The sequence below is a fragment of the Xanthomonas sp. LMG 12461 genome (assembly GCF_009192935.1).
GTDB lineage: Bacteria > Pseudomonadota > Gammaproteobacteria > Xanthomonadales > Xanthomonadaceae > Xanthomonas_A > Xanthomonas_A sontii.
Window position 1 is genome coordinate 23,076 of record NZ_NQYT01000090.1, and the last position, 12,367, is coordinate 35,442.

5 protein-coding genes are annotated in these 12,367 nt (G+C 69.9%); all 5 read right to left on the reverse strand.

Annotated features, from left to right (window positions below):
- Nucleotides 1-305 precede the first annotated feature (305 nt).
- The 5 genes from CEK68_RS19480 to CEK68_RS19500 all read right to left on the reverse strand — a co-directional run bounded on the left by CEK68_RS19480 (nucleotide 306) and on the right by CEK68_RS19500 (nucleotide 12,231).
- Nucleotides 306-1,907, reverse strand: coding sequence for a family 43 glycosylhydrolase (locus CEK68_RS19480; protein ID WP_152240379.1), 1,602 nt, complete (start codon nucleotides 1,905-1,907; stop codon nucleotides 306-308).
- Nucleotides 1,904-6,085, reverse strand: a complete 4,182-nt coding sequence (locus CEK68_RS19485) for an Ig-like domain-containing protein (protein ID WP_226977970.1) — start codon at nucleotides 6,083-6,085, stop codon at nucleotides 1,904-1,906. Before CEK68_RS19485 ends, CEK68_RS19480 begins: the two co-directional genes overlap by 4 nt.
- Before the next feature lie 158 nt (nucleotides 6,086-6,243).
- Nucleotides 6,244-9,072: a TonB-dependent receptor gene (locus CEK68_RS19490; RefSeq protein ID WP_152240381.1), complete on the reverse strand. Its 2,829-nt coding sequence runs from the start codon at nucleotides 9,070-9,072 to the stop codon at nucleotides 6,244-6,246.
- A gap of 333 nt (nucleotides 9,073-9,405) precedes the next feature.
- Nucleotides 9,406-11,772: a Tat pathway signal protein gene (locus CEK68_RS19495; RefSeq protein WP_152240382.1), complete on the reverse strand. Its 2,367-nt coding sequence runs from the start codon at nucleotides 11,770-11,772 to the stop codon at nucleotides 9,406-9,408.
- A gap of 150 nt (nucleotides 11,773-11,922) precedes the next feature.
- A complete protein-coding gene (locus CEK68_RS19500) occupies nucleotides 11,923-12,231 on the reverse strand; it encodes a flagellar basal body protein (RefSeq protein WP_152235770.1) in 309 nt (102 codons plus the stop codon).
- Nucleotides 12,232-12,367 lie beyond the last annotated feature (136 nt).

Below are 12,367 nucleotides of genomic sequence, written 5' to 3' on the forward strand. Positions count from 1 at the left end.
CATCCGCCGCCACCCCGACGGCATGAGGATCCAGGTTCGCCTCCGGCGAAACGCCAGGAACACGCCGCACGGCAGCCACTCGCGTATCGGCAATGCGTCGCCAGACTAATCCACCAAAACGCCATACACCCGACTGTTATCCTCATGGAATCGGGATAATTCCGCACAGAGTCCGAAAATCAAACCGACGTCACGGCAGGAACATGATGCGGCCGGCACCTGCCGCCGACATCAGCGTCAGGTGCTGCAACCGAAGCGCCTGCGAAGGTCGGCGAGGTCGGTTCGATCGGCATGCACGCCTCACTTCAAGGCATGTCGCAGCGCTGCACATCCGCCGCGGTCGCCTGCGGCAAGCGCTGCGCCTGCGGCGCCAACGTCTCCCACTCCTGCACCGCCAGTGCGGCGTAGCGCTCGCCGCCGCCGGATGCGTCCAGCACCGCGCGCACGCAGCGCGTGGTCACTGGCGCGAAGCGCAGCGTCTGCCAGCGGCCGGCGACGGGTGCGCGCGTACTCTCTGCCAGCGGCCACCAACGGCCGTCGCGACGGTACTCCAACCGCCAGCGCGCCGGCGGCGCCACGCCACTGTCCGCGCCCGGCGGATGATCGGCCCAGAACAGGATGCGACTGCCCTGCAGCGTCACCGGTTGCGCCCAACTGTATTGCAGCCATTGCTGCGGTCGGTTGTGCGGCGTCCAACTGCCCCATAGCTGCGGCGGCAACGGATTGCGCTTGACCCGGCCGTCGTTGAGCGCGGCGATCCAGTACTGGTGCGGAATGTCCGGACCGTTGGACGCGCTGGCATGGGCATAGCGGGCGAGGTTGCGCTGCGGCGGCAACGGCGGTTGCGGCCGCTGCGTGGGCACCACCGGCAGGATCCGCGCCGGCTGCCGGGTGTCGTCCCACTGCAGCCGGTCGATCGCCACGCTGCGACGGAAATGCCCGCCGCCCTTGGCGTCGGCGGTGTGGTAGACCAGGTACCACTGGCCCTTGAATTGCACGATGCCCGGATGCGAGGTGGTCGAGGACACCGGCGGCAGAATCACGCCGCGGTAGGTCCATGGCCCCAACGGCGAGGGCGCGCTGCCGTAGGCGATGCACGCGTGGTACAGCGTCGGCGTGCACTCCGACTCCGGCCCGGCATGGTTGTCGGCGTAGGCCATGTAGTAGGTGCCATTGCGCTTGAACAGCCACGGCGCTTCGAAGTAGCCGTCCAGCGTGGTCACCGCCACCGCCTGCCCCTTCGGCGTGACCATGTCGCGTTCCAGTTCGATGCCGAACAGCTTGCCGAAAGTGCCCCAGTACAGATACACGCGGCCGTCGTCGTCGACCAGGACGGTCGGGTCGATGTTCTGGATCGCGTTGGGCACCGGCAGCGACTGCGACAGGATCGGTCCCTGCGGATGCGCGTCGCGCCACGGCCCCAGCGGGCTGTCGGCCACCGCCACGCCGATCGCGAACGGATCGGCATTGCGCGAGTGTGCTTCCTGCACCGGCGCATACAGGTAATAGCGTTTATCCGGGCCCTGCACGATCTGCGCAGCGTAGGCGTGGCCGGGCGCCGCCCAGGCGAATACCTGCTGCGGGCGCAGCAACGTCGGGTAATGGGTCCAGTCGCCGCGGCCGACATCGTCGGTGACCAGCAGTTGCCAGCGGTCGATCACGAAGTCGTTGACCTCGGGTGCCGCCTCGTCGCGGCCGGCGATGATGTAGAGCTTGCCGTCGGCGACCAGCGGCGCGGGGTCGGCCGAATAGGCGCGGCCGTCGGCCAGGATCGGATTGCCCGGTGCATGTACCTGCCTCGACCGCGGCACTGCCTGTGTGGCGGCGATGGCCGCGGCAACGCCGATGCAGGCAGCGCAGGCCACCAGCAGGCAGGCGACGGTACGGCGCAAGGGATGGCGGTTCATGGCGTCGTCTCCGCCTCGATCACCAGCTCCAGCCGCACCGGCAGCGTCCCGGTGCCATCGCGGCCCTGCGCCTGCCCGACCACGCTCGTGCGACCAGGCTTCGCATAGGAAGCCGGCGCCAGCAGCGACCACTGCACCGGCATGCGCTCGCGCGAGCCGTCGTTGTACTGCACGGAGACCAGTTCCGGCAGCACCGGCGCCTGCCCCGCAGGCACGTGCAGCGGCGGCGGCGCCTGCACCGTGGTGAGCTGGCCTGGCGCGGTCGCACGCACCCAGACGCTGGCGCTCACCGGCACACCGCCGTCGGCCAGGCCCTGCACCTGCACGCGGCCCTCTCCGGCCAGCGCCGCCGCATCGACTTGCGACCAGCGCACGCCCAGCCAGGCCCAGCCGCCATCGGCGAAGTAGCCGGCGATGCGCGACGGCAGCGTCGGCGCCTGACCGGGCGCGATGCGCACGTCCACCGCTTCGGTCGCCACCGCGCGCTCGGCGAACACCTGCCATTCGTCCAGCCCGACCGCGTAGTGACCCTCGCCCTGCGTCGCGGTCTGCAGCACCGCGCGCAAGGCGGTGGTGACCACCGGCGCGAACGTCACCCGGCTCGGCGCGCCATTGCCGTGCACCGGATAGCCGCCGCGCACGGCGATGTCGCGCCACTGCGCGCCGTCGCGGTATTGCAACGTCCACGCGCGCGGCAACGCCACCCCGCCCTGCGGCTGGTCGTCCCAGAAATACAGCGCCGCCGCGTTCAGTCGTTGCGGTTGCGGCCACTCGTACTGCACCCACACCGAAGCCGGCTGCGCGCGCCCCCAACTGCCCCAGCGGCGGTCGGCGGCCGGCACCTGGTCCGGCGCCGGCAGCAGCCCATCGTTGAGCGCCTGCAGGCGGTGATGACCGGCGGTGATCTGCGCACTCGGCGTGGCCTCGCCCTGCACCTGCAGCGTCTGCCCGGCCGGAGCCGCCGCCGCGATTACCTTGACCTCAGCGTGCCCCTGCAACGCGCCATCGTCGGCCTGCAACTGCAGGGTGTAGGCGCCGGGCGCGGTGAAGCGCACCTGCGTGGTGGCCGCCTGCGGCTGCTCGAACAGCGCCGCGCCGCCGGGCGGTGCCTGCAGCGTGCGCCAGTGCAGCGTCAGCGTGCCGTTCGGCAACGCGTCGTCGCCGACCCGGCCGACCAGGCGCATCACGCCGCCCGCCGCACTGCCGTCTTCCTGCCAGGCCTCGACCTGCGGCGCCTGGTTGCCGTGCGCCACCGGCACGGCGGCGCCGCTGGCATAGGCCTGGAGTTCCTTGATCCCGGTGCGCAGTGCGCCGGCATGCGTCACCTGCAGACGCCAGCGCTGCGCGCGCAGCGGCGGGAAACGGATGCGGTTGCGGTTGCCCTGCGCGATCGGTGCATCGCGCACCTGGCCCGGCACGGTCTTCCACACGCCGGCGTCAAAGTACTGCAGCACGTACAGCCATGGCGGCGCGTAGCCGGCGCGCGTGCCCGACGGGAAGCCGTGCTGTTCACCCGGAGGCGAGGAACTGCGATAGAAGTACACGCGTACATCGTCCAGGGTCTGCGGGCGCTGCAGATCCAGCTCCAGCCAGTCGCTGGCGGCAGGCGAACCGACGGTCCCCCAGAACGGTTCGTTGGCGGTGCTGCCGTCGACCGCCGCCGTGGCCGGAAACCCGTCGGCCGCATAGCTGGCGCTGACTGCCGCGCCCTGCGCCAGATTGCGCGCGCCGGGCGGCAGCGCGATGTCGAGCCCCGCGTCGGCGAGGACCGCACCGATTCGCGCCGTGCCGGGAAACCGCACCTGTTGCGGCGCCTGCAATGCCAGCCGATGCGCGGCCAGCACCTGCATCTGCGCGGCACCGGCATTGACCACATCCGGCAAGGCCTGCACGCGGCCGCTGGCGGGGTCGTACAGCACGTGCGCCAGGCGATCGACGGTGAAAGCCAAATGCCCGTCCAGGTACAGCGAATAGCCCTTTGGCGCGGCCCCGCCGTAGCGGCGCCCGTCGCGGTCCCAGACGATGCTCAGGTCGCGGTCGCGGTAGCGCAGGCGGTCGGCGGCGAAATGGTCCCAACCGATGTCGATGGGATACAGCTCGATCAGGGCATCGCTGCGCGGGCGCAGGCCCATCGCATCCTCGATCACAGTGAAGTTGGTGGCGCCGAGCTGGGTGTGGTGGATCCACGAACGGTAGCCGATGCGGCCGCCATCGGCAGCACTGCCCTGCGCCCAGAATTCGTTCTGATCCGGGTAGCGGTTGTCGCCGTCGATGTAGTGCGCCCACGCGTTCCAGTACAGCAGCTTGCGGTAGCTGGACGCATCGAGGTACGGGCTCGGGTAATCACGCAACACGCTGCCGAGCAGGCGGAACGCCACGGTGGAATTGATCACCGAGAAATTGTTGCTGCCGCCGGCGCCGCGCGCCTGCGCGTCGGCCTGGTTGGCGGTGTAGAACGGAAACAGCGGGAACTGTCGCGCATCGGCGAACAGGCGCAGCGCGCGCACGTACTTGGGGTCGTCGTCGGCATCGCCGTGCCTGGGCATCAGGCCGACGCTGAAGGGGTAATAGTTGTTGGTTTCCTTCCAGTCCACCGGCAGGCGCGGCCCATCGGCCTGGCGCTGCTTGAGCAGGTCGCCGTGCAGGCCCATGCCGTCGGCCTGTGCACTGTGGTCCTGCCACAGCACATCGAGCACGGCGCGGCGGATCTTCGCCGCCAGCGCCTGCATGCGCACCGCGGTGGCGGCGTCGCCGGCCAGTTGCGCGGCCTGTGCGGCGGCCAGCGCGTTGGCGTACACGTACGCACTCTCGCTGCGGTCCATGCGTGCTGCGCCATGGTGTTTGGCCCAGTCGAAGGACACCGCGTCGGCGTCGTTGCCGGTCATCGCCGCCCAGTCGTATTCGATCAGGCCGTTGCCGTTGCGGTCGTAGGCGCGCAGCAGCGCGTCCACGTCGTCGCTGGCGTAGCGCGCCAGTTGCCCGGCGATCGCCGGCGGCCCGCCGTGCACCTGGTAGGCGCGCCAGGCGGCAGCGCTGAGGTACTGGGCGTAGGAGTTGGACCAGTTCTCCGGCGCGCCGGGATTGTCCACGTACTTGCCGCCGCCGGCGGTTTCGCCGGCGCCGAGCCAGGAGCCGTAGGCGTAGAGCGGATCGCGCAGGTACTTGAGGTCGTCGATGAACATGCCGGTGGTGAGCACGATGGCGTTGTCGTAGCCGAGCACGCCTTCGATCGCCACCGGGAACTGGTAGTCGTTGCCGGGCACCGCCGCGTCGAGGAAATTGAAGCGCAGCAGCCACCAGCGGTAGAACAGGGTCTTGTCGAGATTGTCCTCGGGCGTGTCCAGGTACGGCAGGTTGTCGGCCCACCAGCGGTTGTAGGCGACAACGTGGTCGCGGTAGGCCTGCTGCGGCGACTGCTCGGCGATGCGCCGGTATTCCTGCAGCGAGGCAGGCAGCTCGCGCGCGACCAGCCCCAGTTGCACCTTCAGTGTCGGCGCGGCGCCGTGCGCCGGCACCACCAGTGGCCGCGCGATGCTTGCACCATCGACCGCGAAGCCGTCGCCGGAGAGCCGCGGGAACAGCGTGGTGATGGCGTTATGGGTGACGAAGGCGCCGGTCAACTCGGCGCTGTCGGGATGCGTGGCCATCGGCGAGACCGCACGCACGGTCAGCGCATGCGCCGCGCCGTCGGTGCTGGACACGGTGACTTCGGCCACCGCCACGTTCTGTTCGCTGATGAACTTGACCAGCTGCAGGCGCACGCCGCCACCGGCATACACGCTGCTGAAATAGCTCGGCGTCTGCCGCCGCTGCGCGCTGTCCTCGACCAGCGCGATCGGCACGCCGTCGCGCTCCAGTTGCAGACGGAACAGCGCGTCGTGGCCGGTCTTGTGCACGTAGGCCACGTCGCCGACGAAGCCAGGCTCCTCCGGCTTGTGCGTGTACAGGTAGGCGGCGCGGCCGCGGGTGAACAGCCAGTTGTTGCTGTCGCCGAAACCGCCGCCGGTGCCCTGCCGCGCGAGCAGGCGGTCGATCCAGAAATCACGGCCGGGCGCGCGGCCGGCACCCGCCGCCAGGTCGGCGGCGAACACCCGCTGCAACTGGCCCTGCCCCTGCCCCGGCGCGAACGCCACGCCGCTATCCGGCAAGGGATGCGCATCGCCCTTGAAGTGCGGCATGCCGATCGCGGCATTGCTGGGCTGCAGGCCTTCGCCGTCGAGGTCGCTGACGGCGGCTGACGCCGCCACCGCAGTCGCAGCGAACGACAGTCCAACCAGGAGAGCGACGGCGCCGCGTCGCACGCGCGATGCGGCGCCACCGGGGACAGGCATGCGAGTCAAAACTCGGTCCTGATCCGCGCCCAGAAGTAACGCCCCAGCGTGTCGTAGGTGAACGCATCGGTGTTTGCCGCGCTGGCATAGCCGTAGTAGCGCGGCGGCGTGCGATTGCCGAGGTTGTTCACGCCCAGCGCCAGGGTGGTATGCAGGCTCTCGAACTTCCGGCTCACGCTGGCGTCGTGGTAGGTCACCGTGCCGACCGGGAAGTACACGCAACTGCCGTCGGCGGCGGTGTTGACGCAGAAGTCCTCGTAGGCGCTGCCGACGGTGGTGCGCCCGATCAGCCGCGTGTTCCAGCTCGCGTGCCAGGGGCCGTTGTCCCAGTCGAGGGTGAAGTTGGCGCGCCAGCGCGGCAGGTTGCCGTAGCTGGATTGCTCGCCCACGTAGTTGTGCGGATCGCCGCTGAACTTGTAGCTGGACAGGTAGGTGGCATCGACACCGGCGCGGAAGCGGCCCCACGCCGTCTCCGGCAAGGCGTACTTGATGCCGACGTCGTCGCCGCGGATGTCGACCTTGCCGCTGTTGATCGCGAACGGCACGGTCACGCTGACCAGTTGCCCGGTGGGGCCGCGCTTGATCAGCGGACAGTAGGCGCTCTGGCCGTCGTAGCAGTTCTGCAGCACCTGATCCAGGCCGGTGCCGTTTATCATGTCGTCCAGGGTGACGCGCCAGCTGTCCAGATTCAGCGACAGACCCTCGGCCCAGCCCGGGTCGTACACCGCGCCGATGTTGTAGGAGCGCCCCTGCTCGGGCTTGATCGCAAAGCCCGCGTTGGCCGAGCCGGTGGTGAGCACGGTGAACGAGGAGCTGTTGACGAAGCTGCCGTTGGTCGGCACGTTGGCGCAGGCCGCGGGATTGCCGCCGCCGGTGTAGCCGTTGCACGGATCGGTATAGGTGCCGGCGTCGTCGACCACGCCGTTGAACGGGGAGCCGTACAGATCGCCCAGCGCCGGCGCGCGGAACACCTGCGAGCCGGTGGCGCGGATCAGCAGGTTGTCGATCGGCCGCCATTCCAGCGCCACCTTGCTGTTGGTGGTGCTGCCCCAGTAGTCGTAGCGCGAGTAGCGCGTGCCCAGGTTGAGGTTCAGCGCCTGCGCGCCGGTCACGCCCTTGAGCAGCGGTACCAGCACTTCGGCATACGCCTCCTTGATGGTCTCGTCGTGGCCCTGGTTCATGATGCAACCGTCGTTGTAGTCGCAGTTGCCGTCGGCATCGGCCGCCGCCACCGGATTGCTGGTGCCCTGCGAGAAGCCGTTCTTGCGGAACGACAGGCCGAACGCGGCCTGCACCGCTCCGGCCGGCATCGCGAACAGGTCGCCGTTGACGCTGGCCTCGGCGAACTTCATCGTGCTCTCGTCGATCAGGTCGACCGCGCTCTGGGTGGCCTTGATGCCGGCGATGGTGGCCGGATCGTCCGGGTTGAACACGTTGATCGGGGTACAGCCGGCGATGACGTTGCCGGGCGTACCGCACTTGATGGTGCCGTCGCTGTCGCGGAACGAGGCACCCACCGCGTTGTTGAGCGCCGAGGTGATGGAGAAGCCGTTGCGCACCAGGGTGTCCTTGTAGTGCGCGTAGCCGGCCGCCGCATCCCACTGCCAGCTGCTGTCGCCGAACTTGCCGCGCAAGCCGGCGACGATGTTGGTCTGGTACATCGTCGAGGTGTAGACGCGGGTGTTGGCCGGCACCGAACGCAGCAGGTAGCGGCTGAGCTGGGCGCCGAAGGGGTTGTAGTAGTTCTGCGCGGCGTTGGGCAGTTCCAGGCCGTAGGCGGTGAGCTGCGAGGTGGTCTCGCTGCGGGTCCAGAACATGTCCAGGTAGCCCTGCACGTTCGGGGTGAAATCGAACGTGGCGTGTGCAGAGGCGTTGGTGCGCTGCACCGGGGTGATCAGGTACTGCCCGGTGTAGGAGTTGTAGCCTTCCACCGCCTGGCTGTAGGTATGGAAGTCGCTGGCGGTGACCTGGCCCGGCGCCAGGTTGGCGTTGGGCGTCAGCACGCTGCCATTGCGCAGGAAGGCGCGGGTGCCGTTGCCGCGGCGCTCCACCACCTGGCCGTTGAGATAGTTCTGCGCGGTGCGCGCGTAGTCGCGATCGCTGTCGTACAGCGCGTTCATCGAGCTGCGGCTCACGCCCAGGATCAGCCCGCCGCGGTCCCAGGTCTTGCCCCACTCCAGGCCGAGCGAGCGCCGGTTGCCGTCGCCGTGGGTGCTCAGGCCGTAGTCGGCGGTGGCGGCGAAGCCGTCGTACTTGTCCTTGAGGATGATGTTGACCACGCCGGCGATGGCGTCGGAGCCGTACACCGACGAAGCGCCGTCGGTGAGCACCTCGATGCGCTCGACCATGGCCGCCGGAATCGCGTTGACGTCCACGCCGGGCGCGGCGGCGACGCTGCTGGCCGGCCCGGCCATGCGATGGCCGTTGACCAGCACCAGGGTGCGCTCGGGGCCGAGGTTGCGCAGCGACACCAGCGCGCGACCGTGGCTGAAGCCGGAGTTGAGCGCGACGTTGGGCATGTTGCCGGCCATCGCCGGCAGTTGCTGCAGCAACTGGCCGAGGGTGTCCTGGCCGCTGTCCTCGATGCGCTGGCGGTCGATGGTGATGACCGGGCTGGCGGTTTCCGCATCGACCCGGCGCAGATGGCTGCCGGTGACGCTGATGCGTTCCAGCGTGGTCGCCTGGCTATCCTGCGTCGGCGCATCCTGCGCCTGCGCCGCCGGCGCGAGCAGGGCCAGGGCGGTGCAGATCGCCGCGGCCAGCGGACCGGGCTGCGGCGCGGCGCGCCAGGAACACGGGAGCAGCGGCGCAACGCGTTCGAGCAAAGACGACATCGGAAATCTCCTGAGCGGCAGCCTGGCGTTCGCCGGAACGCCGCCCTTCCCCAGGCGGCCGCCCCGTCGCCAGCGCGTGTGGCGGAAACGAAAACGGACGTGTCCACGCATGCGCCGTCGGATGGGACGATCCCGACGCCGCCTGCACGGCGACGCGCACGACCCATGCGCTGCGTCCCCGGTGACGTGCAACGAATCTCCCCCTGGACATTCACTGCACGGTCACAATGTGCGCGTAGGACGCGCGCGGCGTCTTGTCGTATTTATCGGGAAAACGTGCGGAATACCGCACTGCCCCTCAGGCAGGCGGGACGTTTCCGACTTTTTCGCCACTCAGCCGTAGACGCCGGAAATCGCCACCGTCGCCGCGCTGCCGGCCGGCATCAGCACGCGCTCGTTGCGCGGCCCGGACAGCGCCGCCGGCTGCCCGTCCAGTTGCACCTCCTGCAGGCGGGTGCCGGCCGGCACGCGCAGGGTCAGCCAGGTCCGTGCCGGCCGCTGCGCCGGCAGCGTCACGCGGCCGTCGATGCGCTTGCGCGCCGGATCCCCGCGCAGCGCCAGCGACACCCTGCCCCAGCGCGTCGGCGCGGCGTCGATCGCGATCGTCTCGCCGCTGCCCAGCCAGTCGCGCGGCACCGCCCGCGCCAGGAACAGCTCCTCGCCGGCGCTGTCCTCGAACACCAGCATCCAGCGCAGCAGCAGCGGAATGGTCAGCTGGGCGGGGATGCAGAACAGCGGCATGCCGCCGGTGATGCCGGTGACCTCGCCCGCCGTCCAACTGCCGCGGGTATGCACGTGGAAGCGGTGCGCGTACAGGAACAGCAGGTATTCCTCGATCCGGTCCAGGCGCAGCAACTGCTGCGCGTAGCCATAAGAGATGAAACCAAGCAGGTCGCGCGCCTCCGGGGTCGGCGCGGTGATGTTGCCGACCACACCGAGGCTGGTGCCGCCGTGGCCGCGCACGCAGTCGATGACCAGGTGCGCCAGGTCGTCAGGCAGCACGTCGGCCTGCAGCAGTTCGGCATAGGCGCGGTGCGGCCAGCCCTGCTCGCTGGGATGCTCCTGCTGCAGCGACTGGCGGAACGTCAGCTTCACCCCCGGCAGCGGGCCGATATACGGCGGCTGCAGATCGCGGCGAATGTTGCCACGCAGCGTGCGCAGCAGCTGCGCCGACAGTTGCTGCGCACGGCGCTGCCATTGCGCCGCAGCGGCCTGCCCGCCGGGCCCGGCGATGCCGCTCCACACCGCGGCCAGGTCCTGCCAGCCACGCACCGTCAGCGCGCTGTTGGCGTAGTACGGCTTCCACCACACCTGCGGATCGGGGAACAGGCAGGCGTCGGATTCGTTCCAGCCGTGGAGCAGGCCATGCCCCGCTGCCGATGCCGGCAGGCGCAGGCTGGCGTCGTGCAGCTCGACCAGCACCTGCGCGGTGGCGGCGATCTTGTCGCGGTGCTTGCGCAGCAGCGCGGCATCGCCGGTGTAGCGCAGGTAGCGCGCCAGCAGCGACAGGGTCAGCCCGAACTGGCCGGTCTCCGGGCCGCGCATGTTGACCATGCCGTCGGCCTGCACGAAGTCGCTGAAATAGCCGTCCAGCACCGCCGCCGCCTGACTGAAACGCCCCCATTCCAGGTTGGCGTACAGCGAACTGGTGAAGGTGTCCTGGAAGCCGTCGTACTCGTTGCCGTAATAGTCGCGGTCCACCGCGCCGTACTTGGGATAGGTGCCGCCGGGGCGCACCACCAGTTCGCGGGCGAAGGCGAAGCGCGCCATGTCGCGCCAGCTCGCATCCGGAGTCTGCGCCTGCACGGTGTCGGCGAGCTGCGCCTGCCAGTAGCCGGCGAAGGCGAGCAGGCCGCGGTAGAAATCCTCGGCGCTGCGCGGGCCGCGCCGCGGCGGGTAGTCGGGATAGCTGTAGCCGTACACGACCTTGCTGACCTTGCCATGCTCGACCAGCGCACTGCGGTGCCAGGTCTGCACCACGAAGCGGTCCTCGGCCAGCACGTCGGCGAACAGCAGGATGTCGTAGTAGCGGCCCTCGCCGGCCGGCACCACCTTGCGCACCGCCGGCATCCAGCCGCCGAGCAGGCCTTCGCTGCGGCGCCGCACCAGCTCGTCCTTGCCCAGCTCCGGGAACGCCTGGATCGCGCGATAGCAGCGGGTGCGCCCATCCGGGTACACCGGCATGGTGTCGGCGCACTCGCGGGTGCCGACGAAGGTGGTCCACGGCAGGCGCCCGTTGTAGTCCTTGGGATCCAGTTGCGAGGCCGGCGGCGGCGCGACGTCGCGCACCTCGTCGGCGCGGGGGTCGCCGTCGCGCAGCAGGCGATCGGCGAGCAGGTCGGCATCGGCCATCGCCACCTCGGCCAGGGCCATGCCGAAATACGGGGCCTTCGCCGCAGGAGACACCGGTTCGGTGCGCTTGCCCAGCACCAGCGCCCCACCCGGCCCGCGCAGGGTCAGATCGCCGTCGGGCTGGCGCAGGTCTTCGTACACCTCCCAGGTCGCGCCGGCCTCGACGAAACGGCATTGCAGGGTGTGCCCGGCCAGCGCGTCGGCCGCCAGCGGCTGCAGTTGCGGCGGTGCGGGCGCACGCGCGGCGCTGGCCGCTGTGGGTGCCGCGGCGGCACGCCCGGCCAGCGCTTCCACGCCGGCAACCGCGCCGACGGCCAGGCCCTGACGCAGGAAATCTCTCCGATCCATCTACCGTCCCCGATGCAATGCGATCGTCGCATCCTGCGCTGCGCGCGCCGCAGCGTCTTGTGCGCTGTGCCGAGGATCGGTGCGGAAAATCGCATAGCCGCGTGATCGCGGCGATGTTGCGCTGCGGGAACGCAACGCGTCGGCGACGGCTTACGCGAGCACGTCGAGCAGGCTGCCGATGCTGTCGTCGGCCGCGCGCAGCACCCGCGCATTGGCCTGGAACGCGGTGCGCTCGGTCAGCGTGCCGACCATGTCGTCGACCAGATCGCTGCCCTGCCCGTCGGCCTGCCGCACCTGCCCGACCACGCCACCGCCGGCGCTCGCCTGGTTCACCGGGACCGAACGCTGGAAGCCCTCGGTGGCGAGGTTGGCGATGTTGTTGGCGCGCACCTGCAGCCCGGACGTGGCAGCGCGCATGCCGGACAGCGCGAGCGAGGAACTGGGAGCGATGGCGGTCATGGCAGGCCGTGGCGCAAGGAGACTTGCCGGGATATCGGCCGAGTTCGCGGCATCTTTAGGGGCGGGAGTCGGGATTGGGGATTCGCAGGAGCGAACACATCGGCGCCGAGAGCAAAGGCCCCTCTCCCGCCGGGAG